We start from the raw sequence: 25,835 nt of genomic DNA, 5'->3' as shown, positions 1-25,835 counted from the left end.
GCCGCCGCTCCTTGCTTTGCGGCGTCGTCCTGGTCCTGGCCGCGGCGCTGCGTCCGCAGCACGCCCTGGCATACGCCGCAGCATCGGCGCCCACCGGCAATGACGACGAGGCCCCAAAAGGCAAACCGCCAAAAGACAAGGATCGAGATCGGGACAAATCGACCACCCGGCTGGTCGTCAAGGTCAGTGGCAACGGCAAGCCCGTCAGCCACGCCGACGTGAAGGTCAAGGTCGGCGGCGGCGACGGCATCTCCCTCGTGACCAATGACCGCGGCGAAGCCTCGCTGACTCTCAACGCCCCGGGCGCGGCCGAAGTCCACGTGATTGCGCTGGGCTGGGCGTCCGGTCGCGGCGTCGTGGAACTCAAGGCCGGCGAGCCGACCTCGCTGCAGATCGAACTCAAGAAGTCGCAGTGAAGGCGGCTGCGGATAGCGCCCGGTGAGAAGGGCCCGCCGCGAAGCTCGGGCTCAGGGCGCGGCGATGCCGTCGATGCGGTCCAGGCGCACGATCATGCGGCCAAACTGCTGATTGCGCAGTTCAACCCACAGCCCCGGTTCGATGCGCGTCACCGCGCCCGAGATCGTCTGCCCGGCCACGTAGAGCGTGATGCCGCGCTTGTCCTGCAGCGCCGTGGTGAGCGCCTGCTCGATGCCTCGCGTGGCATCGGTTGCATGAGCAACGCCCGACACGAAGGCGCAGGCGACGACGAGCGCGGCCAGCGCACGGCGTGAGGAAAAGGGACGGGACGGTTGCACAGACATGGCAGGGCTCCTGAATGCTGGTTGGACGGGCCTTGACTGTGCTCGACGCGGATCACCAGGAGACGTCAGGCGAGGCAGGGGTTTGTTTCGTTTGTTGTTCGTACCGATCTTGAGAATCAGACACGGCTGACGCTGCGCCACCCTCGCCTGGCGCAGCATGGGCCCCAAGGAGACCACAGCCGTGATCGCAAGCTTGCTCGGCCCGTTGCTGGGTCGCTGGGCGTTTGAACCGTTCGCCAAGGCCTTGCCCCAGATGGGCGACACCGAGCGCGCGGCGCTGGAGGCCGGCACGGTGGGTTTCGAAGGCGCATTGTTCGCCGGCGCGCCGGACTTCGACCGCCTGCTCGCCATGGCGCCCAACCGCCTGACGGCCGACGAGCAGGCCTTCCTGGACGGCGACGTGCGCGAGCTGATTGCCATGCTCGACGACTTTGCGATCGACGAGGCGCACGACCTGCCGCCCGAGGTGTGGCGCTTTCTGCGCGAGCGGCGCTTCTTCGGCATGATCATCCCGCGCGAGCAGGGTGGCCTGGGCTTCGGCCATTTCGCCCACGCCGCCGTGGTGACCCGTATCGCCACCGTCAACGTGGCCACCGCCGTGACGGTCATGGTGCCCAACTCGCTGGGCCCGGCCGAACTGCTGCTGCGCTACGGCACGGACAGGCAGAAGGCCCACTACCTGCCCCGCCTGGCGGACGGCCGCGACCTGCCCTGCTTCGGCCTCACCTCGCCCTACGCCGGTTCCGACGCTGCGGCCATCCCCGACACCGGCATGCTGACCGAGCGCGAGATCGACGGCCACACCGTGCGCGGCTTTAGCGTGCGCTTTGACAAGCGCTACATCACGCTCGCACCGGTGGCCACCGTGGTGGGGCTGGCCTTCCAAGCCGTGGACCCGTCGCGCCCGCCGGCGGAGCAGCATCTCGGCATCACTTGCGCACTGATCCCCGTGCCCACGCCGGGGCTGGAGATCGGGCGCCGCCACCGGCCGATGAACTCCGCCTTCATGAACGGGCCCATCCACGGCGACGATGTCTTCGTGCCCATGGACTGGGTCATCGGCGGCGAGGCACAGGTGGGCCAGGGCTGGCGCATGCTGATGGAATGCCTCGCTGCGGGGCGCGCCATCTCGTTGCCGGCGTTGGGCGCGGCCATGCAGCAGACAGCGCTCTACGTGATGACGGGCTATGGCCGCATCCGCGAGCAGTTCGGCCTGCCCATCGCGCGCTTCGAGGCCATTGCGGGTCTCATAGCCCGCACGGCGGCGGATCTGTACGCGTCCGACGCCGCGCGCCGCTACACGGCAGCGGCACTCGACGCCGGCGAGCGGCCCAGCGTGGCCAGCGCCATCCTCAAGGTGCAGCTCACCGAGGCCGGCCGCCGCGCCGTCAGCACGGGCATGGACGTGCTGGGCGGAAAGGGCATCATCAGCGGCCCGAGCAACCTGCTGGGCGTGGCCTATCGGCATGCGCCCATTGCCATCACGGTGGAAGGCGCCAACCTGCTGTCGCGGGCCCTCATCATCTTCGGCCAGGGCGCCGTGCGCTGCCACCCACACGTGATGGACGAAATGGCTGCCGTGCAGGCCAAGGACGAAGCCGCGCTGGGCCGGGCCCTGCTGGGCCACGCAGGCCACGTCGCGCGCAACCTCGGCGCCAGCCTCTTCGGCGCCGGCCTGAAGGGCCGTGTGCCGCCAGGGCTTGAAAAGGAAGCCCGGCTCATCGCCCGCTTGTCGGCCAAATACGCGCTGACGGCCGACCTCGCGATGGGGCTGCTCGGCGGGCGGCTCAAGCGCATGGAGCTGCTGTCCGCGCGGCTGGGCGATGTGCTCTCCCACCTCTACCTGGCGGCGGCCAGCGTGTGGCGCTTCAAGGTGGAGGAGCAGGGCGAGGGCGACCCGAAGATGCTGCCATTCGCCCGGGCCGCCATCCGCTTCCAGCTCGAAGCCGCCGCGGCCACGCTGCGAGATCTGCACGCCAACATGCCTTCGGGCGCGTTGAAGGCGCTGTCGCCGCTGCTGCTGCACGGCACCCGCCACCTGGCACCGCTGCGCGATCGCGATCTCGTTGCGCTGGCCGAATCACTGCGCACCGATCCCTCGCTCGTGGCCCGCCTGTGCCCCGACTTCACCCCGCCGGCCACCGGCGGGCTGCGCGACCTGGCCGACGCGCTGCGCCTGGCCGATGCACTGGGCGGCGCCCCGGCCGAGGAGGTCACCGAGCTGAACCGCGCACTGCGCCGCACACACTCACTGGAAGCCGCCGCCGCCAGCTCGCGCGACCCCGAGGCCGCGCTGGCCTATCTGCGCGCGGCGGACAAGGTCATTCAGGTGGACTGACGCGACGAAATAAAGTCTTCCCCACGCGCTCGCCCGTCCGTGGTGGCGCCGTCTCGCGCAGCGTCAGGGTGCTCGGCCAGGTTGGTTTCTTGCCGCGCTGGCGATGCAGCGCCATTGGGGCTGGAATTCACTCCTCCCAGCGAAACCGCCAGATCGCCAGCAGCCCGAAGGCTGCGCTGAAGCCCAGCATCACCGCGCTGGGCAGCAGCGCCGCGGCGAAGGGCTGACCGCGCCACGTCATCGCATCCAGCGCATCCACGGCCCAACGCGTCGGCACGGCCAGCGAAGCCGTCTGCAACCACTCCGGGAAGATGAAGGCCGGTACCCAGGCGCCGCCCAGCATGACCATCAGCAGCGTGGCCAGGATGGCCAGGCCGCGTGTGGCCTCGGGCGTGCGGCCCAGTGCCGCGATGAGCAGGCCGAAGCTGGCCGTCAGCAGCGCAAAGCAGGCCAGCACCAGCACGAAGCCGGCCGGGCTGCCGAGCACGCGCACGCCGAAGGCGGCGATGGCCACGACGTAGATGATGGTGAAGACGATCAGCGAGATCAGCGCGCTGGCGGCGATGCGACTGCCCAGCAGCTGGGCGCGCGACAGCGGTGCCGCGCGCAGCCGCTTCCACAGGCCCAGGCGGCGCATCAGCAGCAGGCCCATGCCCATCTCTACGCCGCTCATCAGGATGAACTGCACGCCCATGCCGGCGAAGGAGTGGGCATAGCTGTTGTAGGCCACGGGGGCGGCATTGGCGCTGGATTGCAGGGCCTCGACCTCGCGCGTCGTGTAGGGCATGGACAGGCCGCCCGCCGCCGCCGCGGAAGCACCGCCCGGAGGCTGAGCGGCCTCGCGCTTTTGCACGGCGCCGATGCTGTCAAACATGCGCACAAGCTCGGCCCGGCGTTCGGTGTCCAGGCCTTGCGAGGTCTCGACCTGTTGCTTCATGTCCGCCAGCACGGGGCTGCCGGCGCTGAAGGTGCTGCGGCTGACCTCCTGCATCAGCGTCTGCGCCAGCAGCCCGCGCACGACGGCCAGGGCGCTGGCCTGCGAGGGGTCGTAGTGCAGCACGATCACGGGCTTCGGGCTGGTGCCGAACATGGCGCCAGCCGCCTGCTGGCCCAGGCCCTGCGGCAGGATGGCCGCGGCGCGCAGCTTGCCGGCGCGCACCTGCGCCACGACGTCGGCCTCATCGGTGACCGTCGTCTTCAGCGCGGTCTCGGCCTGTAGTGCCGCCACGACGCGCTGCGACAGCGGGCTGTGGTCCAGGTCCACGACGCCGACGGCGATGCCGGCCATCTTGCTGCTGGAGCCGAACAGGCTGCCGAAGAAGGCGGCGATGAGGATGGGCGCGACGATGCTCATGAGCAGCGCGCGGCGGTTGGAGAAATGCAGCTTCAGTTCTGCACGGACGAGGGCGAGGATGGCTTGCATGGGTGTCCTCTTCAGTCGCGCAGGGCGCGGCCGGTGAGTTGGAGGAAGACGTCTTCAAGCGTCGCGCGGGCCGAGGCGAGACCGCGCACCCTGACACCTCGCTGCGCCAGCGCGGCCAGTACGGCGCCGGCGTCGCGGCCGATGTCGGCGACGCTGACGTCCAGCCGCTGGCCCACCCGCCTGACATCGGGAAAGCCGGCCAGGCCTTGCAGCGCCGCATCGTTGGGCTCGCCGTCGATCTCGACGTGCAGCGTCTGCGCGGCCGGCAGCAACGCGAAAAGCTGGGCCTGGGTGCCGCTGGCGACGACGCGGCCATGGTCGATGATGACGAGCCGGTCTGCCAGGCGCTCGGCCTCCTCCATGTAGTGGGTCGTGTAGATCAGCGCCTTGCCGGCGCGCTTGAGCATCTCCAGGTTGTCGAAGATGGCGTTGCGGCTTTGTGGGTCGACGCCGGCCGTGGGTTCGTCGAGCAGGATGATCTCGGGGTCGTGGATCAGCGCGCAGGCGATGTTGAGCCGCCGCTTCATGCCGCCGGAGAAGGTCGAGGGCTTGTCCTTGGCGCGGTCCGACAGGCCCACCATGGCCAGCACCTCGTCGGCGCGGCGCTTCAGCAGTTCAGGCGCCATGCCATAGAGGTTGCCGAACAGCTCCACGTTCATGCGCGCCGGCAGTTCCTCGTACAGCGCGATGTCCTGGGGCACCAGGCCGATGCGGCGCTTGTAGCCGGCCTCGTCGCTGGCGAGGCTGACGCCACCGGACAGCGTCACCGTGCCGGCATCGGGCACCGTCAGGCCGCAGATCATGCCGACCGTCGTCGACTTGCCAGCGCCGTTAGGGCCGAGCAGGCCCAGCACCTCACCAGCCCGCAGCTCAAGGCTCACTTCATGCACGGCCACGCGGTCGCCATAGGCCTTGCGCAGGCCGCGCGCCACCAGCACGTCTTCCTTCATTGCCGCCTCCATGGGTTTCGAATGGGCGCGATGCTAGACAGGGGCCGGGCGGCGCGCGCCTGCTACGCGACGAACGGCAAGCATCGGGCGCGGATGAACGGCACGGCGCGCCAACTGTGAAAGCCGGGTCGGGCGGTCGATACTGCCTGGCATGAAGGCACGCATCGGCATCATCGGCACGGGCTGGGTCGGCACCAGCGTCGCGTTTTCAACGCTGCTCGCCGGGCATGCGCGCGAACTGTGGCTGTGCGACCAGCGCGCCGCCGTGGCGGAGGGCGAGGCCATGGACCTGGCCGACGGCGCGGCCTTCTACCCGCGCTGCGCCGTGAGTGCCGTGCCGCTGGCGCAGATGCGCGAGGCCGACATCGTCGTGCTGGCCGCCGGGCGCAACGGCCGGCCGGATGAGAGCCGGCTGGACCTGCTGCGCGACAACGCCCGCATCGCCGCCGGCATGGGCCGGGCGCTGGCCGGCTTCGGCGGCATCGTCATCGTCGTGACCAACCCGGTCGACGTGCTGACCCGCGTGGTCGCCGCGGCCGCCGGCTTGGCCGCGGAGCGTGTCATCGGCACCGGCACGCTGCTGGACACGGCGCGGCTGCGCGAGCGGCTCGCCATGCATCTGAAGGTGTCGCCGACGTCGGTGCATGCGCAGGTCGTGGGCGAGCATGGCGACTCGTCGGTCGTGCTGTGGTCCGGCGCGCGCGTCGGTGGCGTGGCGCTGCGCGACTGGGCCGGCTGGCCGGCGGACGAGGAAGCCACGCTGGCGGGCCACGTACGCCGCGCGGCCTACGACGTCATCCAGCGCAAGGGCGCCACCAACCACGCCATCGGGCTCGTCACGAGCGAGCTGATCGGCGCCCTCGTCAACGATGAGCGCCGGCTGCTGCCCGTCAGCCGCGTGCAGGAGGGCGCCTGTGGCATCCGCGGCGTGGCGTTGTCCCTGCCGGCGCTGGTGGGCGCGGGCGGCGCGGTGCAGGTGGTGGAGCCAGCGATGGATGCGGTCGAGCGGGCGGCGTTGGCGACGTCGAGCGCGGTGCTGGCGCGAGCATTCGCGTCGCTCGCCGCCGGCGCCTAGGCCAGCTTGGCGTGCCCCCATGCGGGCCGGCTCGCGGCCTTTGCGCGCTGCGGGCTGCGGCGCTCGACGCCGACGCGCGCCGGGGCGGCGCGTGGTGCCACGGGCGCCGCGGGCTCGTGCGCCGGGCTGCTCTGAGCCAGCTTGAACACTTCGACCGTCTGCACCAGCCGCAGTGCCTGCACCCGCAGGCTCTCCGCCGCCGCCGCGCTTTCCTCCACCAGCGCGGCGTTCTGCTGCGTGACCTGGTCCATCTGGCCGACGGCTTCACCCACCTGGCACACGCCGGCACTCTGCTCCGTGCTGGCCGCGCTGATCTCGACCATGATGTCGGTCACACGCTTGATCGAGTTGACCACTTCCGTCATCGTGGCACCGGCCTGATCGACCAGCGCCGCGCCCTGCTCGACACGCTGCACGCTCGCACCGATCAGGCTCTTGATTTCCTTGGCGGCGTTCGCCGATCGACCGGCCAGGCTACGCACCTCGCTGGCGACGACCGCGAAGCCGCGGCCCTGCTCGCCGGCGCGCGCCGCTTCCACCGCCGCGTTCAAGGCGAGGATGTTGGTCTGAAAAGCGATGCCGTCGATGACGCCGATGATGTCGGCAATCTTCTTCGAGCCGGCGTTGATCTCCTTCATCGTGTCGACGACCTGGCCGACCACTTCGCCGCCCTTGATGGCGATGACGCTGGCGCCCTGCGCGAGTGCGTTAGCCTCGCTGGCGTTGTCGGCGTTCTGCTTGACGGTGGCGCTGAGCTGCTCCATCGAAGCTGCGGTCTCCTCGAGCGCCGAGGCCTGCTCCTCGGTGCGCTGGCTCAGGTCGTTGTTGCCCTGGGCGATCTGTGCCGATGCGGTGGCGACCGCTTCGGAGTTCTCGCGCACGCCGGCCACCACGCGAGACAGGCTCTCCTGCATCTCCCGCAGCTGCGCCAGCAGGCTGGTCGTGTCGCCTGGCCTGTGGTTGTTCATGGCTGCGCCCCACTCGAGCGAAGGTCTCCTCAGGGCGCCTTGTCATCACCGGTGCGCGCGCCCCGGGGCGCTTCGCCCAGGATCCGCCCGACGGCCTGCCGCAGTTCCTCGTTCTCGAAGGGTTTGGCCAGCGCGCCATGCGCGCCCAGCTCGAGCGCCTGCTGCAGACGTTGCTCGCTCTCGCCGGAAACGACGAGCACCTTCAGCGGAAACGGCGGCGGCTGCTCGCGCAGGAAGCGCAGGACGCCGAAGCCGTCGATGCCGGGCATCTGGAGGTCCAGGGTCATCAGGTGCGGCTTGAAGACGTGCAGCATCGACCCCGCCAGGAAGCCGTCGCTCGCGGTGGCCACCTCGAAGCCTTCGCGTTTGAGCGCCCGCTTGATCGCACTGGCCATCGCGGCTTCGTCGTCGACCACCAGGATGCGTTTGGCTTGCCCGGGCATGTCATCGGGATCAGGAATGCCATGAACGCTCATGAACCGGCGCAGTTCGGTCGCGAGGACGCGATAGTCGCCACGACCTGGCAGCCGATAGGCCTGCAGCTCGTTGCGCTCGATCCATCGGATCACCGTCCGAAAGCTCACGCCGCATATCCGCGCAGCTTCACTACTCGTCAAAGTTTCATTCACGGCGGCTGCTCCTGATTTCTTGCTGTCAGGTTAGGGCCGTGTGTCACGTTAGTCAATAACGTGGTTTGCGCCTGATTTCACGAAAGAGCCGGCAGTGGTGGGGTGGCGACTGGCCCTGCGGCTTGTCGCTGCGCGCCGCTTGGCGTTGATCGGCGGCCGGCGGTGTTCACGAGCCAGCCAACCGCATCCCCATACGGTTGGCCCTCGCCGAGCACCGCGGCAAGCGTGAAGGAACGGGCGGGTCGAACGAGCAGCAGCCGCTCTGACGGCGTGATGAGCGCCGCTCAGAGCGGTGAGCGGGAATCCGGCATGCCCGAGAGGGCGTTCCGCGCGTTGGCTTGCCTCTCGCCCTCTCAGCCCGCCGCCAGCGCCCGCCCGATCAGGATCTTCTGCACCTCGCTCGTGCCCTCGTAGATCTGCGTCACCCGCACATCGCGGTAGATGCGCTCGACCGGGAAGTCACTGAGGTAGCCATAGCCGCCGTGGATCTGGATGGCCTCGGAGCAGACCTTCTCGGCCATCTCGCTGGCGAACAGCTTGGCCATGGCCGCCTCCTTCAGGCAGGGTCGGCCGGCATCCTTCAGGCTGGCGGCATGCCAGATCAACTGGCGCGCCGCCTCGATCTGCGTGGCCATGTCAGCCAGCTTGAACTGCACCGCCTGGTGGTTGAAGATGGGCTGGCCAAAGGTGACCCGGTCCTTGCTGTAGCGCAGTGCCGCCTCAAAGGCCGCGCGCGCCATGCCGACCGATTGCGAGGCGATGCCGATGCGCCCGCCCTCCAGGCCCGACAGAGCGATCTTCAGGCCCTGGCCTTCATCGCCCAGGCGGTTGGCAGCCGGCACGCGGCAGTTCTCGAACAGGATCTGGGCCGTGTCGCTGCTGTGCTGGCCCATCTTCTCCTCGATGCGCGCGACCTGGTAGCCGGGTGTGTTGGTCGGGACGACGAAAGCGCTGATGCCCTTCTTGCCTGCGGCCTTGTCGGTCACCGCCATGACGATGGCGACATCGCCGTGCTTGCCGCTGGTGATGAACTGCTTGACGCCGTTGAGCACATAGTCATCGCCATCGCGGACGGCCGTCGTGCGCAGGCCGCCGGCTTCCGAGCCGACATGAGGCTCGGTCAGGCAGAAGGCGCCCAGCATGTCGCCGCGCGCCAGGGGTTTGAGGAAGCACTCCTTCTGCTCGTCGTTGGCAAAGCCCATCAGGATGGAGCAGACCGGGCAGTTGTTGACGCTGACCACGGTACTGGTGCCGCCGTCACCCGCGCCGATCTCTTCGAGGATGACGGCCAGCGCCAGATAGTCCAGGCCCGCGCCGTCCCATTCGGTCGGCACGGCAACCCCATAGCAGCCCAGTGCCGCCAGGCCCTTCAACTGCTCGGCGGGGAAATGGTGGTTCTTGTCCCAGGCCGCGGCATGGGGGGCGATCTCGGCCTGCACGAAGGCGCGGATGGCGTCTTGCACGGCGAGGTGGTCTTCGGTAAGAAGCATGGTGCTCAACCTGTTGGATTGGATGAGCCATTGTCGAGGCTGCGTCAGCCGGGGCGCAGCGGGAAGCGCAAGGGCGCCGCATGCGCCGCCTCGACTTCGCCCCGCCAGGTGCGGACGGTCAGCGCGTCGCCTTCAAGGCTCAGGCGCTCGCGAACGCCGGTGTCCAGCGTCTGGCGCTGCCACCAGCCCGGGCGCTCCGCGACGGGCAGCGCGTTCAGCTGCTGGCTGAGGTCGAGCGCAGCCTGCGAGAGCACCAGGTCGGCCTGGCGCAAGGCATAGCTTTCGAAGGCAGGTCGGCCGACCTCCACCAACACGTGGCCGACCGTGTTGCGCCAGCGCAGGAAGCGCCACCAGGAGGCGTCGGGCTCCGGCTTGCCGCGCACCTGCCGCGCCAGCGCCGGGCCCTGCAGATGGCCGAAGGACCGCATGTCGGCCAACCAGTAGGCGCTCATGGCCTGTATCGTCAGCTGCGGCAGATAGCCCAGGCTGTGCCGGCTGGCCCAGGCCTGCGGCGGATTGGGTTCCATGTCGAACATCTGGTCGCCATGCGCGCTCAGGTCGGCAACCGTCTCGCGCTGGAAATGCGACTCCGCCGCCATCCACAGGCGCGGCTGCAGCAGGCGTGCCGGCAGCGGGGCTCGCCAGGCAGCCGGCAGCACCGCGCCTGCCGGCTGGCGCGCCGCCCACTGCACCAACAACTGCTGGTGCCGCATGGCCGTGGCCCAACCGACAGCTTGGCCGAGCAAGGTCTGGGAGCCGGAGGCGAAGAGGCGCAGCAGCGCATCCGCCCTTGCCCAGGACGGCTCCGCGCGCTGTGCATCCGGCGCGAGCACGGCTTCGATCTGCAACCAGCGCATGCAATGGGTCACGCCTCCGAACTGCGGCAGCGCCAGGGCTTCGAAGGACGCGCTGCCGGGTGGGCGGGGCCGACGCACCGGTGCCGGCTCCTGGAAGCTGGGCCTGGCTGCCAGCGCCTTGCAACGTTCGCCGAACATGCTGGCATTGGCCATCTGCGCCTTCAGCCCCGCCGCGGCGGTACGCCAGCGGGCCACGCAATCCTCCTTGGCGGCGTTGCAGTTCCAGTCCTCTCCCGATGGCAGCGCCAGCAGCCCGGCTTCGCCGCTGACCTCACCGCGCCAGCTGCGCTGCCCCCAGGCATTCGGCGCCTCGCCCTGCGGCGCGCGCAGCCCCTGGGCGTCGAAGAAGGCGTTGTCCTGCGGCGCCAGCGTCACGGCCTGCGGCTGCAGCTCTGGGGGTACCGGCTGAGAGGCGGCATCCGCCCAGCGACCATTGCAGGCCAGCCAGGCAATGCCCAGCAGCAGCAGCAACGCCATCGGACCGAGCACGATCCACAGCAACACCTTGAACCCACGGCGCATCGACAAGCTCCCATGAAGACGGCGCAGCTTAGGCAGCAGCGGTCGCGGCAGCAGTAAAGGACCGAAGGGAATATTCCCTCGGTCGCCCTCCGGCGGTTTTCGGAGCGGCGTTCACCCTGTTTGCCCGCTGCCGCCGTAGAAGCAGAGGCCCTGTGTTCGCCAGCTTCACGCTGACGAACACGGTGCACTCGCCGACGATGCCGGTTTGGGCAAGGTGTTGTCGTTGCCCGCCTGGCCCGCCCGTCCCGGACACCGTTATGCCTTCTGTCTCGACGCTTCGCTCGCTGTTCGCCCTGCTGACCCTGGCGGCCTCGGCAGCCTTCGCGCTCAGCCCTCCGCCACCGCCGCCCAAGCCCATGCCCCCGGTAGCGCCGCCCATGCCGCGCTTCATCGTGCCCGACGCCAGCCAGCCGCTGACGCTGCAGCGCGTGCAGGTGCAGGCCACGCTGGCCGGCGCCCAGGCGCAGACGCGCATCGAGCTCGTCGTGCACAACCCCAACCCGCGCCAGCTGGAAGCCACGCTGGAATTCCCGCTCGATGCCGGCCAGAGCGTCGTCGGCTTTGCGCTGGACATCCGCGGCGAGATGGTCAGCGCCGTGCCGGTGCCCAAGGACAAGGGCCGCCAGGTGTTCGACGACATCTCCCGCCGTCGCGTCGACCCGGCCCTGCTGGAGCGCACCGCCGGCAACAACTTCAAGCTGCGCATCTATCCGGTGCCGCCCAACGGCGAGCGGCGCGTCATGCTGCAACTGGCCGAGACGCTGCAGCCCGACCCGCAGGGGCGCATGCAGTACCGCCTGCCCTTGAACTTCGGCCAGCCGATGGGCCAGTTCGAGGGTCGCTTCGACCTGCGTGGCGGCAAGCCGCAGGTGAGCGGCGCATTGGCCGGCGTCGAGACTTTCTCCCGTGGCGACGAGACGTCGCTGCGGCTGCAGCGACGCAACTGGCAGCCGCGCGAGGCGCTGGCTCTGAGCTGGGCCGCCAGCGGCGGCGACAGCGTCATCGTGCAGGAGCATCTCGGCCAGGTCTACGCCTATGCCGAGCTCGCCGCCGTCGAGGGCGCGCGTGGCGCCACCCGCCTGCCTCGCGAACTCAACCTCGTCTGGGATGCCTCCGGCTCCGGCGCCGAGCGCGACCATGCGCGCGAGTTCGCCCTGCTCGATGCCCTCTTGTCCGCCGCCCGCGACGTGCGCGTGCACCTGACCGTGGCACGCGATGCCGCCGAGCCGGTGCGTGTTTTCGACGTGCGCGGTGGCGACTGGCAGCCCCTGCGCCGCACCCTGCAGCAGTTGCCGTACGACGGCGCCAGCAGCCCGGCCGCCTGGTATGCCGGCCTGGCCGCCGCGCCCCCCGGCAGCGGCACGATGAGCCTGCTGTTCAGCGACGGCCTGGCCACCTGGCCCGACCTCGGCGGCCTGCCACCCGCCGGCCCCGTGTTCACGGTGAATGCCGCCAGCCGGGCCGACCTGCCACGGCTGCGCCGCCTCGCCGAGGCCGGCGGTGCACGCCTGCTGGACCTGACCCGGATGGGCACCGCGTCCGCCTTCACCGCGCTGACAAGGCCCGGCCTGCAGGTACTGGACGTGAAAGGCGACGGCGTCGAGGGCATCGAGGACGTCGTCATCGAATCCCTGCACCCCGAGAACGGCCGCCTCGCCATCGCGACTCGCCTGACAGTGGTCACCGGCCGCCTCCTCGTCACCCTCATCGATGGCCAGGGGCGGCGCAGCCAGCGCCGCATCGAGCTGAAGGCGCCGACCGAGAGCCCTCCGTCCGACGAGGCCACATTGCCGCTGGCCGCGCGGCGTTGGGCCGAGCTGCGCATCGCCGAACTGTCGGCCGAGCAGCAACGCAACCGCGCCCAGATCCGGCGTCTGGGCGAGCAGTTCCGCCTGCTCAGCGCCGAGACCTCGCTGATCGTGCTCGACGAGCTGGCCGACTATGTGCGCTACGAGATCGTGCCCCCCACGGCCACCCTGCGCGCCGCCTACCGGCAGAGCCTGGCCCAGCGTGGCGCCACGCGCCAGGCCGATCGCGAAAGGCATATCGACAGCCTCGTGCAGCGCTTCAAGCAGCGCCAGGCCTGGTGGGCCCAGACCTTCTCCGTGGCGGCGCCGGCCATCGCCGTGGCCGAGACCCGGTCGGCAGCGCCTGCGCCGGTCCGCCCATCGATCGCGCAGACAGCGGCCCCCATCGCCCTGCGAGAGCCACCGCCAGCACCCGCCGCAGCGCCGGCGCCGCCGCCTCTCGCGCAGATGTTGGCTCCCTCAGCTGCGCCCGCGCTCGAATCCGTGGCCGTGACGGGATTGCGCCGCGCCCGCGAAGAGGACGCCGGCACCACGGCCGCCCCGGCCAGCATCGCGCTGAGAGCCTGGGAGCCCAATGCCGCCTACGCACGCCGCCTGCGCGAGGCCAGCGACGCCGAGCGCTATGCCATCTACCTGGACGAGCGGCCCGGCTATCTGTCCAGCACCGCCTTCTTCATCGACGCGGCCGAGATCTTCTTCGCCAAGGGCCAGCAGGCGCTGGCCATGCGCGTGCTGTCCAACCTCGCCGAGATGGAGCTGGAGAACCGCCACATCCTGCGCATCCTGGCCTACCGGCTGCAGCAGGCCGGCCAGACCCCCCTGGCCGTGCCGCTGCTGGAGCGCGTGCGCGAACTGGCACCGGACGAGCCGCAGTCCTCGCGCGACCTCGCCCTGGCCCTCGCCGCCACCCAGCCCCAGCGCGCGCTGGACCTGTTGTGGGACGTGGCCAGCCGGCCCTGGGACGGGCGTTTTGCCGACATCGACCTGATTGCGCTGACCGAGCTCAATGCCCTGGCCGCCCGGACGCCCAAGCTGGACCTGTCGCGTGTCGACGCGCGCCTGCGCCAAAACCTGCCGCTGGACCTGCGCGCGGTGCTGACCTGGGACGCCGACAACACCGACATCGACCTCTGGGTGACCGACCCCGACGGCGAGAAGGCCTACTACGCCCACCGCCTGACCCGCCAGGGCGGCGCAATGTCGCGCGACTTCACTGGCGGCTACGGCCCCGAGGAGTTCTCGCTGCGCCGTGCCAAGCCGGGCCGCTACGAGGTGCGCGTCCAGTTCTATGGCCACAGCCAGCAGCTGGTGTCGCCCTACACGACGCTGATGCTGTGGCTGGCCACCGGCTTCGGCACCGGCGCGCAGAAGGACGAACGCGTCGTGCTTCGCCTGTCGGGCCGGGGTGACCAGGTGCTGGTGGGCAGCTTCGAGGTGGAGGGGCGGGCCGGTGGCGCAGCGAAGTAACGACCGGTTTGCTCTGACCACTCGGCGCGCCGCCGCCCGCGGCCTGGACGGAAAAGCACGCAACGTCCTACGTCCTGAGGTTCCCGCGCCGGCAGCGTCTGGGCATACTCGGACACGGTGAGTCACGCTTCCGCCTCCACCCCAGCCGCCGTGCTGCCGCACGGTGCGCGCCGCGTGGCCTGGCTGCTGATCGGCATGGCGGCATTGCTCGCGGTGCTGGGGCTGTATGCCATCACGGCGCTGTCGGCCGCACGGGCCTACGTCGCTGGCGAAAGCCAATGGTCACGTGCGCAGAAGAGCGCGACGCTGGCCCTGGTGCTCTATCTGCAATCCGGCGACGAGGCGCAGTACCAGGCGTTCGAGCGCGAGATCGCCGTGCCCCTGAACGCCAGGCGTGCACGCGAGGCCATGGACGGAGGTGGTGCCCGTGACGAAGAGGCCCGCCAGGGCTTCATCGAATCGCGCAACCATGCCGACGACACGTCCGGCCTGATCCGGCTCTACCGCTGCTGCCGCGGCCTGCCCTATATGGCCGAGTCGGTCGCCATCTGGCGCGAGGCCGACGAGCTGATCACCGAGATGACCGCGCTGGCCCACCAGGCCCGCGAACTGCCTCCCGAGGCCCGTGCCGCGCTGCAGCCCCGCGTGCTGGCGCTGGATGCGCGGCTGACGCCGATGGAGCAGCGCTTCTCGGCCAGCCTCGGGCTGGCGTCGCGCATCACGGCGGCGGCACTGATCGGCATGCTGATGGTCTGCGCCCTGCTGTTCGGCCTGACCGCCGCTGGCCTCGTGATGCGGCGCGCCCGCGAGGACCAGGGCACCCACCAGGCCGTGCAGCGCAGCGAGGCGCTGTTCCGCTCGCTGTGGGAGACCAGCATCGACGGCGCCGTCATCATCGATGCCGGCAGCAGCATCCGTTTCGCCAATCCCGCCATCCACGCGCTGCTCGGCCATGAACCGGGCAGCCTCAACGGCCAGCCGCTGGCGACCTTGCAGCCCGAGGCCCTGCGGGCGCAGCACGTCGCTGGCCTGGCCCGCCACATGGCGACCGGAGAAAAGCGCCTGGACTGGCGCGGCGTCGAGACCCTGGCCCGGCATGCCGATGGCCGGGATCTGCCGGTGGAGATCCGTTTCGCGCGCTTCGAGCTCGACGGCGAGACGCTGTTCGTCGGCTTCGTGCACGACATCTCGGAACGCAAGGCCGCCGAGCGCGTGGCCGCCGAGCACCTGAGGCTGCAGGAGGCCGACCGGCTCAAGTCAGAATTCCTGGCGCGCATGAGTCATGAGCTGCGCACGCCGCTGAATGCCATCCTCGGCTTCACCGACCTGATCCACGGTGGCCGCAGCGGCCCGGTCAACGCCGAGCAGAAACGCCAGCTCGGTTTCGTCGCCAGTTCCGGCCGCCACCTGCTGGCCCTCATCAACGACCTGCTGGAGTTGTCGCGCATCGAGGCCGGTCGCATGGACCTCCACATCGAGCCGATCGACATCGCCGAGATCGCCGCCGACGTGGCGGGCCAGTTGCGCCCGCTGGCCGAACCCCGGGGCCTGGCGTTGAAGCTGGCCATGGCCCCGTCGCTGCCCTGGCGCGGGGACCGCCGCAAGCTGACCCAGGTGCTGATCAACCTGGTGGGCAATGCCATCAAGTTCTCCGAGCAGGGCGACATCGAGATCCAGGCCTGGCAAGACGCCGAGCGCCTGGTCCTGAGCGTCAGGGATCACGGCCCCGGCATCCCCGAGGCGCATCGAGCCCTGCTCTTCCAGCCCTTCCGCCAGCTCGAAGGCGGCGTCGCCCATGCCCAGGAAGGCACAGGGCTGGGCCTTTATCTGAGCGCCCAGCTGCTGGCCGGCATGCAGGGTCGCATCCGCCACGAGCCGGCCGAAGGCGGGGGCTCGCGCTTCGTCATCGAGATGGACACGCTATGAGGCCCCTCGCCCGGTCTCGCCCTGCTGAACGCTGGCGCGCCCGATCGGTCCCCCAAGGGGACGGCGATGCTAGCCGGTTCGACCGGCAAGCACATCGCCAGCGCGGGCCGGCTTGGGAGCGGCCCGGCACTCGGCCCGCAAGGCTCCGGCGGCACATGGGGAGCGCCTGACATGGCCAACACGCCGCGGGTGCTGCTGGTCGAGGACAACGCGGCCAACGCCTATCTCGCGCGTTATGTGCTGGAGGCCGCCGGCTTCGAGGTCGACTGGGCGGCCAATGGTCAGCTTGGCCTGGAAGCTGCCGCCGCGCGCCGGCCCGACATCATCCTGATGGACCTGCGCATGCCGGTTCTCGACGGCTACGAGGCCACACGCCGACTGAAGGCCGATCCGTCGCTGCGTGATGTGCCCGTGCTGGCGATGAGCGCCCAGGCCATGCCCGAGGAGCGCGCCCGAGCGCTGGCGGCCGGCTGCGTCGCCCATATCGGCAAACCCATCGATGTGAGCACCCTCGCGGACGAGATCAGGCCCTGGCTGCCTTGACGAGCAGCGTGCCGCGCCCGACGACGCAAGGGTGGGCGTTGCGCACGGTCGCGCGCCCATCGACGAGGGCCAGCCAGCCACCGAGCGTCGCATTCCATTCCACACTGGCCACGCGCCAGTGCAGCAACAGCTCCTGCTCGGCGAACACCGGCGCCTTGAAGGCGAAATTGAAGTTCAGGCACAGCAGCTCGCGAGCCTCGCCGTCATCGCCGCGCGAGAAGTGGCTGGCGACGAGGCCGATCATCTGCGCCGTCGTCTGCTGGCCGCTGGCGATGATCTCGCCGTGCCGTGCCCGCTGGGCCGCCTGCACATCGTGGTGCAGGGGGTTGGAGTCGCCGGTCAGGCGGGCAAAAGCGGCGATGTCCTCACGCGTGAAGCGGATGTGACGTTCGCAGGTTTCCCCGGCACGGATCAGGCTGGTCGTTTCGGCTTCTGCGAGGGTTGTGTCCATGGGTCGAGACCTTAGCGCAATCCGCCGGGCCGCCGCGCCGCCGATAAAGGGGACTCACCAGTCCAATCGTTGCCCGTCGTAATTGAAGAAACTGCCCGTATCCACCGGTTTCACGCTGGCCAGCACGGTGCGCATGCCGGCGATGCTGGTCGACGCGTCGATGTCGGCGCCCGAGCCGCCCATGTCGGTGCGCACCCAGCCGGGGTGGAAGCTGATGACGGTGGCCTTGCCTGCCAGGGTCAGCGCGGCATCTTTCATGACGGAGTTCACCGCCGCCTTGGAAGCCCGGTAGAGCCAGCCGCTGGTGCTGGCGCGCGAGCCGATGGAGCCCATCTTGGAGGAGAGGATGGCCACGCGGGCACCCGGCGCCAGCGCCTCGGCAATCTGCGGCAGCAGGCGCATCGGGCCGAGCACATTGGTGTGCATGACGGCGTCGAAGTCCTCCACCGTCGGCGTCTCCAGGCCCGAAGTGCTGGGGCCGTAGACGCCGGCGTTGATGACGACGACGTCGAAGGCCTCGCCGTCGATCAGCCAGGCCAGGCCGGACACGCTGGCCGTGTCGGCCACGTCCAGCTTCAAGGCGCGGGCGCCGTGGGCGTGCAGCCGGTCCAGCGCCGCCTCGTCGCGGGCCGTGGCCGTGATGCGCGCGCCGGCCGCACGGTACTGGCGCACGAACTCCAGGCCCAGGCCGCGCGAGGCGCCGATGATCAGAACGTTCATGGTTTGGTCAATGCGAGCTTGGCGGCCAGCACGGTGAAGAGGCCAGCACCGCCGAGGTTGAGGCCGCGCCCCAGCCAGGGCCGCGGCCGGCTGCGGCGAAGCGGCGCCACCAGCACGATGAGGGCGAGCAGGAACAGCAGCCCCTGAGCGATGAACCAGCCACCCAGGAACAGGAAGGCCAGCGTCTTGTTCGACGCGTCCGCCGCGATGAACTGCGGCAGCAGCGCAAGGAAGAACAGCGCGACCTTGGGATTCAGCGCGTTCGTGAAGAAGCCCTGGCGCACCGTGCGCCACAGCGACTGCGGGGCGCTGACTTCGGCCGCAGCCGACGCCGGACGCAGCCCGGCCCGGGCCATGCCCCATGCCACATAGAGCAGATACGCCGCACCCACGAGCTTGACGATCGTGAAGGCCTCGGCCGACGTGGCCAGCAGCGCCGCCAGGCCAAAGGCCGCAGCCAGCGAATGCAGCACGCAGCCCGCCATGATGCCGACCGCCGCCGCCACGCCCTGGCGCCAGCCGCCGCGCAGCGTGCTGGCGACCGTGTAGGCCATGTCGACGCCGGGCGTCGCATTCAGCACGAAGACGGTGGCGGCAAAGAGGGGGAGGTCGTGGGTGCCGAGCATGGAATGCCTCAGAGGGCTGGGCCGTCGAGTTGCCTAGTGTCACCTACGGCCGCGTCAGCCGCGCCGACTCGCGTCAATGGGGCTGGGCTTTCTGGGGCATCAAATCCACTTGATTCTGGCCCGGCTGCAACTCGACCCAGGCAACCCAGGTTTCTGATGGGCTGCGTGCGTAATGCAGGTGCAGATGCTGGCCGGCAAATCCCTGGTAGCGGATTTCGCAGCGGTCCGAAACTTCCATCGCCACGTTCTGCATGCCGGCGCTGCGCCCGGGTCGCCATTCGGTCAGCAACGACACCTGAAAAACGCCACCCGGCTTGCAGCCAGGTGCACGCGCTCGCAACTCGGCCGGCCGGGCTTCCTCGGGCAACGTCAGGGTCACGAGGTTGTCGCCGCGCGTGACTGCGACGTTGCTGCCCTCATGAAGAGGCAGCGCCGTTGATGCCAGCACCTTGCGCGCCCACGGCCAGTCGTCGGGCTGGCCCGGCGCAACACGAGGCAGCAGCCATTCGATGGCATAGCGCCCAGCGCTCAGGCCCAGGTGGTGGGCGGATTGGTCAGCGGGCGGGTGCGCCACGAAAGTCGCTTCGCGCGACGGACGAAACGGAATTCCTGCAGGATCCGCGGACAACCTGCGCACTTTCAGCAGACCCTGCCCTTCCACGGGCACCCCCTGCTGATCGACGAGCTTCACTTGCAGGCGCGCCTCGGGAATGTAGAACAGCTCATGGCGCACCCGGCCACGGTCTTCGACGGTGACACGCGCACAGTCGGGCCCGGAGCCGCCCCCGCAGTACAAGTCGTACCCAGGCACTTCGAGGCCTTCCAACCGGTATTCGCCGGCCGGCAAACGATCACGCCCCCATCCACCCCACCCGTTGCGCGGCGCATTCCAGTACACAGACAGGTGCTGCACGGTCGACGGCCCGCTGAGTTTCAGCCCGCCGGGCGCTGCATCCTTGGCTTCCTTGAGCTCGACCCGCAGTTCGGTTCGCTGCATGAAATCGCTCATGTCGAAAGCCCGCAGCGCCAGTTCCAGACGACCACCATCACCTGCGGCCGGCATGGCCTCCAGGGCTTTCAGCAAGTCGTTCGACAAGGCGACGGCCCAGGCGCGGGCCTTGTCGTCCGAATAGCCGGGCAGCGGCGCCACCGAAGCAGCGTTCAACGCGAATGCCGCTGCGCTGCAGGCCCCTGCCGCCGTCAAGTCAGGAATGTCGGCGTCCGGCACTTTGGGGGCCGCATCGGCACGCTTGCCGTCAGGTTGCCAGGCGCGACGGGATTGGGTCTGGCGCAGCCGATCGGCCGGCGAGTTGGTTCGCGCGAAAAGCAGCAGCCGAGCTCCACGGGGAAAGCCACTCGGCAACAGCACCCGCACCTCGGGCACCTGCGTCCCTTTGAACCAGCGCTCCACCTTCAGCCGGCCTGCGGCCGAGACGCTCCAATCCTCGTGAATATCGGCGCCGGTCTCGACCAGTTGGCCGATGAAAACCGCGGCGGCTCCGGCGAAATGGGTCTGCATCCGGGCCTTGGGGTCCGGATTGGGCGGAATGCATGACAGCGCCCAGGCAGCGTCCACGCCGCCAGCCGCGGCAGCCAGCAACAGCAGGCCATTCCGAAACCAGCGGCGGGCGCTCAATCAGAGCATCTCGACTGCCAGCGCGGTGGCCTCGCCGCCACCGATGCACAGCGCCGCCATGCCGCGCTTCAAGCCGCGGGCCTTCAGCGCGCCCAGCAGTGTGACGACGATGCGTGCGCCGCTGGCGCCGATGGGGTGGCCCAGGGCCACGGCACCGCCGTTGACGTTGACGATGTCGTGCGGCAGCTTGAACTCGGCCATCGCGGCCATGGTGACGGCGGCGAAGGCTTCATTGACTTCCCACAGGTCGACCTGGCCCGCCTGCCAGCCGGCCTTGGCCAGGGCCTTCTGGATGGCGCCGGCGGGGGCGGTGCTGAACCACTCAGGTGCCTGCGCATGCACCGCGTGGCTGACGATGCGGGCGATCGGTGCCAGGCCGCGGGCCTTGGCCGTGCTCTCGCGCATCAGTACCAGGGCGGCGGCGCCGTCGGAGATGCTGGACGAGGTGGCGGCGGTGATGGCACCGTCCTTCTTGAAAGCGGGCTTGAGCGACGGGATCTTGTCGAGCTTGGCCTTGAAGGGCTGCTCGTCGAACTTGATGACGGTGTCGCCCTTAGGCGAGCTGATCGTCACCGGCGCCATTTCCCAATCGAAGGCGCCGCTCTCGTTGGCGGCCTTGGCGCGCTGCGTGGAGGTGATGGCGTATTGGTCCATGGCCTCGCGGCTGAAGCTGTATTTGCTCACGCACTGTTCGGCGAACACGCCCATGGCCTTGCCGCGCTCATAGGCGTCTTCCAGGCCGTCCAGGGCCATGTGGTCGTACATCTGGGCCACGCCGTACTTGACGCCCTTGCGCGCGAACATCAGGTGCGGCGCATTGGTCATGCTTTCCATGCCGCCGGCCACCATGACCTCGGCCGAGCCGGCTGCCAACATGTCGTGAGCAAACATCATGGTGCGCATGCCGGAGCCGCACATCTTGCTCAGCGTGACGGCGCCGGCCGAATCCGGCAGGCCGGCCTTGCGCACGGCCTGGCGGGCGGGCGCCTGACCCTGGCCGGCCATCAGGCAGTTGCCCATCAGCACTTCATCGACCGAGTCGCCCGGCACGCCGGCGCGCTCGACGGCCGCCTTGATGGCAATGGCGCCCAGCTCCCAGCCGGCCAGGCCGGCGAAATCACCCAGCAGGCCGCCGATGGGGGTGCGGGCGGCGGAAACAATGACGATCGGGTCGGACATGGCACGTACTCCGTTGGTAACTCAGATGCGCCATTCTGACGCGATCAATTGACGTGCGCGTCAATTGCCGCGCAATGCCAGGGTCAATCGGTTGGGCTTGGGGCCTGGCGCCAGGCCGTGGCCGGCGCGCTGCCGCATTCAACCGGGCGGATGTCGGGTTCCAGCCGCCGCACGGCCTGGCACAACTGGCGCCAGAAAGCGCGCGTCCAGTCCGGGTGGCGCTGGGCGAACTGCGGCGAGGCTGGCGCGAAATAGGGCAGCTTGGCCACGCCTGGCGCCCATTCGACGAGCTCGGCGCGCTGCTCGGGTGTGAGCACCTCGCGGGTGCTCAGCAGCAGGTCGAAGCGGCGCGCCTGCAGCATGGTCGGCCCCGCGTCGAGTGCGCTGATGGGCTCGACCGCCCAGCCGTGACCGCGCGCGATGGCGTCCTGCACCGAGCCGGCCAGCACGCCCACACGCAGGCCCTTGGGCAGAAGCTTGCCGTCCCAGGCGGGATCGGGAGCCTCGCCACCGCGACCAAACAGCGCCAGGTGGCCGAATACGGGTGCCCAGGCGACGTCGGGCCGGCCGTGAGCGTCGAGCGGGAAGCGCAAGCTGCGCAGACGCTCGGGCGTGGTGCCGAACAGCAGCGCGATGTCGACGCCGCCCTGGGCCAATGAGGCCGACAGGCGGCGGTTGGGCAGGCGCAGCAGTTCGCCCTGGCAACCCAGGCGTTTGAGCGCCTCGCGCACGGCGACGACCTCCCAACCTGGCGGCTCGGGAAAGCCGGGGCCCGAGCCCAGCAGACCGGGCGGCGAGGCGGCATCGCTGAAGCCGATGCGCAGCGGCTGCGGGCAGGGCGCCGCGCAAGCCGACGTAGCCACCCAGCACAGCAACAGGGCCAGGAGCAGGTGGCGGGTCATTGCGTCAGTTTAGGCTTCGGGTCACCGCCACAACCGGTAAGCCCAGAAGGCTTCCTCCGCCTGGATGCGGCGGCGCAGGTCCTCGGGGCTGAAGCCGGTCAAGCGGCGCGTCTCGCGACAGAGATGGCTCTGGTCGGCGTAGTCGTTGTCGGCGGCGATGTCGGCCCAGTTCACACCCGCGCCGGCCTCAGCAGCGGCCACCGCAAGGAAGGCGTTCTCGGCGCGCGACACGGCGCGCAGTTCGCGCATCGGCAGGCCGGCCCAGGCCTTGATGCGGCGCTCCAACTGGCGCAGGCTGCGGCCGGCCGCGCTGGTGGCGGCGCGCACCGCCAGGGCCTGGGTCCAGTCGGCATAGCGATGGCCGGGGCGCTGCGTGCCCAGGGCCTGCCAGCGCGGCAGCAGAAAGGCTTCGAGCAACTGCAGCCGCGCCGCGTCATCGGCCGCGACGGCCATCTGCTCGGCCCAGGCCAGCCAGTCAGACGGCAGCAGGTCGCGCGCATCGACGACCTGGTTGACGTAGCGGCCCAGTGCGATGCCGGTCAGCGCCACAAAGGCGTCGGGCAACAGCAGCAGCTTGAAGGCGCGCATCTCGCCGGGGTTGCGCGTGTGCGTGGGCAACGTGAAGGGCCCGCCGAACAGCACCGGCGCGTGGCGGCGCTCAGGCGGTGGCGTTGAGAAACCCGGCGTGTCCAGCCATTCGCTGCTGCCCTCGGCCCACCAGAACAGCTGGACCAGCGGTGTTGCGGGAAAGTAGTTCTCGCGCTGCACGGCGTCGAGGTTTCGGCCTCGCGTGTCGCGCTGCATCACGCCACGCACGCAGCCGGCGAGGGCCAGCGGCGGCAGCCAGAGGCGTGTGTGGGCTTGCATCGCGATCAGTGTCGCATTCGTTCAAGACCCGTCCGCCCCAGGGGCGCAGCATCACGGTCCATGACGACGCTGACCTGGAACGACCTCCCTTCGCACCCCACCCGCTGGTGGGGCTTCCCCGTGCTGATGGCCATGCGGCGCGACTATCTCGCGGTGATCTCCGCGCAGCGATCGCTGGGCGATCTGCCGCGCCAGACCATCCTCGGCGAACGCGGCGTCGATGTCTTCGACCCGGAACTGGTGCGCGAGGTCATGGTGGACCATGCCGACGCGCTGATCCGCTGGGCGCGCGGGCCCGAGGTGTTTTCCCAGCTGATGGGCCAGTCCGTCCTCGTCACTGAAGGGCCCACCTGGCAGCGCCAGCGCCGCATGCTGATGCAAGCCTTCACGCCCAAGCGCGTGGCCGGCTATGCGGCGCTGATGACCGATGCCGCCGTCGCCGGCCTGGCCGGCGTACAGGACGGCGAGGTGACGATGGACACCCTGTTCAGCCACCTGACCATGGACGTCATCTCGCGCACGCTGTTCAGCACGCCGATCGGCGCCGACACCGCGGCCGCTGCGCACGCCGTGCAGGTGCTCAGCGAGACGGCGTTGGCCGAGATGTTCTGGCCATTCACGCTGCCCGACTGGCTGCCGCTGCCGGGCAAGGCAGCCAAGCGCCGCGCGAACAGGTTGATGCATGGGCTGCTGGGTGGGCACGTCAATGCCCGGCGTGCGTCCGGCGACAGCAAGCCCGACCTGCTCGGCATGCTGATGGCACTGCGCGACGAGGCGACCGGCGAAGCGCTGTCGCCACAGGAGGTCTACGACCAGTGCATGGTCAGCTTCCAGGCCGGCCATGAGACGAGCGCGACGGCCCTGCTGTGGTGGAGCTGGCTGCTGGCGGCCCACCCTGAAGCCCAGGCGCGCGCCCGCGCCGAAGTGGATGCCGTGCTGGCCGGCAGCGTGCCAACGGCCGATGACGCGGGCGCCCTGCCTTTTCTGTCCGCCACGCTGAAGGAAGCGATGCGCCTGTACCCGCCGGTGGCGGCCATCATGACGCGCCGCCTGACGCGTGAGATCACGCTGGGCGGCGTGCGCCTGCCGGCCCGCACTCTTGTGCGCGTGACGCCCTGGCTGCTGCACCGCGACCCGCGCTGGTGGCCGGATGCGCCGCTGGCCTTCAAGCCCGAGCGCTTTCTTGCTGGCGCGCCGCACGAGATTCCGCGCGGCGCCTACATCCCCTTCGGCCTGGGCCCGCGCGTCTGCCTGGGCCAGCATTTCGCGGTGCTGGAGATGACGCTGATCGCGGCGCTACTGCTGCAGCGCTTCGAGCTGAGCCCGGCCGGCAACGAGGCGCCCAAGCCGCGCATGGCCGTCACGCTGCGGCCCGAGTCCGGCCTCACACTGAGGCTCACTTCACGGAGAGTGGCATGAACCCCTGGCTCGTTGGCGCGGCGGCGCTGGTCTTCGTCATCGGCCTGGCGCACTCATGGCTGGGCGAGCGCATGCTGTTTCGCCATCTGCGCGCTGGCGGCCTGGTGCCCGTCGGCGGCCAGCCGGCGCTGCGCGAATTCCAGACCCGCATCCTGTGGGCAAGCTGGCATGTCGTCACGGCCCTGGCCTGGGCGCTGGCGGTGGTGCTGGCGTGGCTGGCCCAACCGGCGGTGCAGGCGATGTCCGGCGGCATCATCGAAGCGGCCGCCGCCACGGCGTTGGCGGTCAGCGGGGGCCTGGTGCTGCTCAGCAACCGCGGCCGTCACCCGGCCTGGATCGCGCTGCTCGCGGCAGCCGCTTTGGTGCTGATGTCTTATCGATAGAAGGCTTCGACCGCGCCCTTGAGCTTGATGCACAGCGGCCGGCCCTTGCGGTCCAGCGTCTTGCCGGCGGGCACCTTGATCCAGCCTTCGCTGATGCAGTACTCCTCGACGTCCTGGCGCTCCTTGCCGTTGAAGCGGATGCCGATGTCGTGCTCGAAGACGGCGGCGACGTGGTGAGGGCTGCGCGGGTCGACGCTGAGATGGTCGGGCAGTTCGGGGCGGCTGGGGGTGTCAGGCATGGAATGGGGCGGGCGGAGAAGCAAACCGGCATTCTCGCGCGCAAGGTGGGGGTTCCGCACGGGCGCACTTGGCGCCAGCATCGCGCCCATGACAGAGATCACCCAGCTGCTGACGGCCCTGGCGTCCGGCGAGATCGAGGCGCGAGACCGCCTCTACACCCTGCTCTATCCCGAGCTCAAGCGCCTGGCAAGAAGTCATCTCGCCGGCCATGCGCCGATGACGCTGGAGCCGGCGGCACTGATCCATGAGGTCTGGCTGAAGAGTGCGGGTCGCGAGGCTGCCCAGCACCGCGCGCAATTCTTCGCCCATGCCAGCAAGGTCATGCGCAGCGTCATCATCGACCACGTTCGCGAGCGCCACGCCGACAAGCGCGGCGGCGGGCAGGCCGAGGTGACACTGTCGACGGCCGCGCTGGAGCAGATTGCGCCGCCCGATGTGCTCAAGCTCGACGACGTGCTGCAGATGCTGGAGCGCGCCGACGGCCGCGCCCACCAGGTCGTCGAGATGCGCTTCTTCGGCGGCCTGGAGCTGGAGGAGATCGCCGAGCTGCTGGGCGTTTCGGTGCCGACGATCAAGCGCGACTGGCGTAAAGCGCGGGCTTTCTTGTTCGACGCGTTGCAGGCGTGAAATGAAACCCCTCGTCCGGTCGCGCCTC

The 25,835-nt window shown here is 69.9% G+C and carries 24 protein-coding genes; 9 read left to right on the top strand and 15 right to left on the bottom strand.

Translation table 11 applies throughout. From position 1 onward, the window contains the following. The first annotated feature begins 11 nt into the window (after nt 1-11). Nucleotides 12-416: a carboxypeptidase-like regulatory domain-containing protein gene (locus AC1DW0_RS09670; protein ID WP_056204841.1), complete on the top strand. Its 405-nt coding sequence runs from the start codon at nt 12-14 to the stop codon at nt 414-416. Nucleotides 417-467: 51 nt separating this feature from the next. Here AC1DW0_RS09670 and AC1DW0_RS09665 read toward each other — a convergent pair whose 3' ends face one another. After that, nucleotides 468-761, bottom strand: a complete 294-nt coding sequence (locus AC1DW0_RS09665) for a hypothetical protein (protein ID WP_056204845.1) — start codon at nt 759-761, stop codon at nt 468-470. A 181-nt stretch (nt 762-942) separates the two neighbouring features. Here AC1DW0_RS09665 and AC1DW0_RS09660 point away from each other — a divergent pair, with 181 nt between their 5' ends. Then, nucleotides 943-3,099, top strand: a complete 2,157-nt coding sequence (locus AC1DW0_RS09660; RefSeq protein ID WP_477945608.1) for an acyl-CoA dehydrogenase — start codon at nt 943-945, stop codon at nt 3,097-3,099. A gap of 127 nt (nt 3,100-3,226) precedes the next feature. Here AC1DW0_RS09660 and AC1DW0_RS09655 read toward each other — a convergent pair whose 3' ends face one another. Both AC1DW0_RS09655 and AC1DW0_RS09650 read right to left on the bottom strand, forming a co-directional pair. Continuing rightward, nucleotides 3,227-4,522: an ABC transporter permease gene (locus tag AC1DW0_RS09655; RefSeq protein ID WP_477945606.1), complete on the bottom strand. Its 1,296-nt coding sequence runs from the start codon at nt 4,520-4,522 to the stop codon at nt 3,227-3,229. Between the two features lie 11 nt (nt 4,523-4,533). Next, nucleotides 4,534-5,472, bottom strand: coding sequence for an ABC transporter ATP-binding protein (locus AC1DW0_RS09650; RefSeq protein WP_477945604.1), 939 nt, complete (start codon nt 5,470-5,472; stop codon nt 4,534-4,536). 151 nt (nt 5,473-5,623) lie between these two features. Between AC1DW0_RS09650 and AC1DW0_RS09645 the strand changes: the two genes are divergently transcribed. Further along, nucleotides 5,624-6,547, top strand: a complete 924-nt coding sequence (locus AC1DW0_RS09645) for a lactate/malate family dehydrogenase (RefSeq protein WP_477945602.1) — start codon at nt 5,624-5,626, stop codon at nt 6,545-6,547. On the opposite strand, the gene AC1DW0_RS09640 is transcribed toward AC1DW0_RS09645, so the two are convergent. The 4 genes from AC1DW0_RS09640 to AC1DW0_RS09625 form a co-directional block, all read right to left on the bottom strand. Beyond that, nucleotides 6,544-7,515 carry a methyl-accepting chemotaxis protein gene (locus AC1DW0_RS09640; protein WP_477945600.1) on the bottom strand — a complete coding sequence of 324 codons (972 nt, stop codon included), beginning with the start codon at nt 7,513-7,515 and terminating at the stop codon, nt 6,544-6,546. The genes AC1DW0_RS09645 and AC1DW0_RS09640 overlap by 4 nt on opposite strands. Before the next feature lie 29 nt (nt 7,516-7,544). Next, on the bottom strand, nt 7,545-8,144 hold the full coding sequence (locus AC1DW0_RS09635; RefSeq protein WP_056204871.1) for a response regulator: 600 nt from the start codon (nt 8,142-8,144) through the stop codon (nt 7,545-7,547). 353 nt (nt 8,145-8,497) lie between these two features. Beyond that, a complete protein-coding gene (locus tag AC1DW0_RS09630; protein ID WP_477945598.1) occupies nt 8,498-9,634 on the bottom strand; it encodes an acyl-CoA dehydrogenase family protein in 1,137 nt (378 codons plus the stop codon). 44 nt (nt 9,635-9,678) lie between these two features. Beyond that, nucleotides 9,679-11,013 (bottom strand): hypothetical protein, encoded by a 1,335-nt coding sequence (locus AC1DW0_RS09625; RefSeq protein ID WP_477945593.1) that lies wholly within the window; start codon nt 11,011-11,013, stop codon nt 9,679-9,681. Between the two features lie 257 nt (nt 11,014-11,270). Between AC1DW0_RS09625 and AC1DW0_RS09620 the strand changes: the two genes are divergently transcribed. The 3 genes from AC1DW0_RS09620 to AC1DW0_RS09610 all read left to right on the top strand — a co-directional run bounded on the left by AC1DW0_RS09620 (nt 11,271) and on the right by AC1DW0_RS09610 (nt 16,757). Further along, a complete protein-coding gene (locus tag AC1DW0_RS09620) occupies nt 11,271-14,288 on the top strand; it encodes a VIT domain-containing protein (RefSeq protein WP_477945591.1) in 3,018 nt (1,005 codons plus the stop codon). A 117-nt stretch (nt 14,289-14,405) separates the two neighbouring features. Beyond that, nucleotides 14,406-16,214, top strand: a complete 1,809-nt coding sequence (locus AC1DW0_RS09615; RefSeq protein ID WP_477945589.1) for a sensor histidine kinase — start codon at nt 14,406-14,408, stop codon at nt 16,212-16,214. A 171-nt stretch (nt 16,215-16,385) separates the two neighbouring features. Continuing rightward, nucleotides 16,386-16,757, top strand: coding sequence for a response regulator (locus tag AC1DW0_RS09610; protein ID WP_477945587.1), 372 nt, complete (start codon nt 16,386-16,388; stop codon nt 16,755-16,757). Here the strand turns inward: AC1DW0_RS09610 and AC1DW0_RS09605 are convergent. From AC1DW0_RS09605 to AC1DW0_RS09575, 7 genes are all read right to left on the bottom strand, one after another. Then, nucleotides 16,738-17,208, bottom strand: a complete 471-nt coding sequence (locus AC1DW0_RS09605) for a MaoC family dehydratase (protein ID WP_477945585.1) — start codon at nt 17,206-17,208, stop codon at nt 16,738-16,740. The two genes, AC1DW0_RS09610 and AC1DW0_RS09605, sit on opposite strands and share 20 nt — an antisense overlap. A 54-nt stretch (nt 17,209-17,262) precedes the next feature. After that, nucleotides 17,263-17,928 (bottom strand): SDR family oxidoreductase, encoded by a 666-nt coding sequence (locus tag AC1DW0_RS09600; protein WP_477945583.1) that lies wholly within the window; start codon nt 17,926-17,928, stop codon nt 17,263-17,265. Then, nucleotides 17,925-18,554, bottom strand: coding sequence for a LysE family translocator (locus tag AC1DW0_RS09595; RefSeq protein ID WP_457389505.1), 630 nt, complete (start codon nt 18,552-18,554; stop codon nt 17,925-17,927). Before AC1DW0_RS09595 ends, AC1DW0_RS09600 begins: the two co-directional genes overlap by 4 nt. Nucleotides 18,555-18,627: 73 nt before the next feature. Beyond that, nucleotides 18,628-20,190: a hypothetical protein gene (locus AC1DW0_RS09590; RefSeq protein WP_457389506.1), complete on the bottom strand. Its 1,563-nt coding sequence runs from the start codon at nt 20,188-20,190 to the stop codon at nt 18,628-18,630. Then, nucleotides 20,191-21,369: an acetyl-CoA C-acyltransferase gene (locus AC1DW0_RS09585; protein ID WP_457389507.1), complete on the bottom strand. Its 1,179-nt coding sequence runs from the start codon at nt 21,367-21,369 to the stop codon at nt 20,191-20,193. It abuts the gene before it with no gap. An 83-nt stretch (nt 21,370-21,452) separates the two neighbouring features. Then, a complete protein-coding gene (locus AC1DW0_RS09580; protein WP_457389508.1) occupies nt 21,453-22,271 on the bottom strand; it encodes a hypothetical protein in 819 nt (272 codons plus the stop codon). A gap of 21 nt (nt 22,272-22,292) precedes the next feature. Further along, nucleotides 22,293-23,138, bottom strand: coding sequence for a helix-turn-helix domain-containing protein (locus tag AC1DW0_RS09575; protein WP_457389509.1), 846 nt, complete (start codon nt 23,136-23,138; stop codon nt 22,293-22,295). A gap of 60 nt (nt 23,139-23,198) precedes the next feature. Between AC1DW0_RS09575 and AC1DW0_RS09570 the strand changes: the two genes are divergently transcribed. Together AC1DW0_RS09570 and AC1DW0_RS09565 are read left to right on the top strand one after the other, a co-directional pair. Continuing rightward, a complete protein-coding gene (locus AC1DW0_RS09570) occupies nt 23,199-24,557 on the top strand; it encodes a cytochrome P450 (protein ID WP_477945580.1) in 1,359 nt (452 codons plus the stop codon). Next, nucleotides 24,554-24,940, top strand: a complete 387-nt coding sequence (locus AC1DW0_RS09565) for a hypothetical protein (protein WP_477945578.1) — start codon at nt 24,554-24,556, stop codon at nt 24,938-24,940. The genes AC1DW0_RS09570 and AC1DW0_RS09565 overlap by 4 nt, the downstream gene beginning before the upstream one ends. On the opposite strand, the gene AC1DW0_RS09560 is transcribed toward AC1DW0_RS09565, so the two are convergent. After that, a complete protein-coding gene (locus tag AC1DW0_RS09560; RefSeq protein WP_056204906.1) occupies nt 24,931-25,179 on the bottom strand; it encodes a DUF3297 family protein in 249 nt (82 codons plus the stop codon). The two genes, AC1DW0_RS09565 and AC1DW0_RS09560, sit on opposite strands and share 10 nt — an antisense overlap. Nucleotides 25,180-25,267: 88 nt before the next feature. On the opposite strand from AC1DW0_RS09560, the gene AC1DW0_RS09555 reads away from it, so the two are divergent. Continuing rightward, nucleotides 25,268-25,807: an ECF-type sigma factor gene (locus tag AC1DW0_RS09555; protein WP_477945577.1), complete on the top strand. Its 540-nt coding sequence runs from the start codon at nt 25,268-25,270 to the stop codon at nt 25,805-25,807. The last annotated feature ends 28 nt before the right edge of the window (nt 25,808-25,835 follow it).

It is taken from the genome of Roseateles sp. P4_D2 (genome assembly GCF_056401875.1).
Note: the sequence above shows the minus strand (reverse complement) of the source record. Positions and strands in the feature narration are given on the sequence as shown.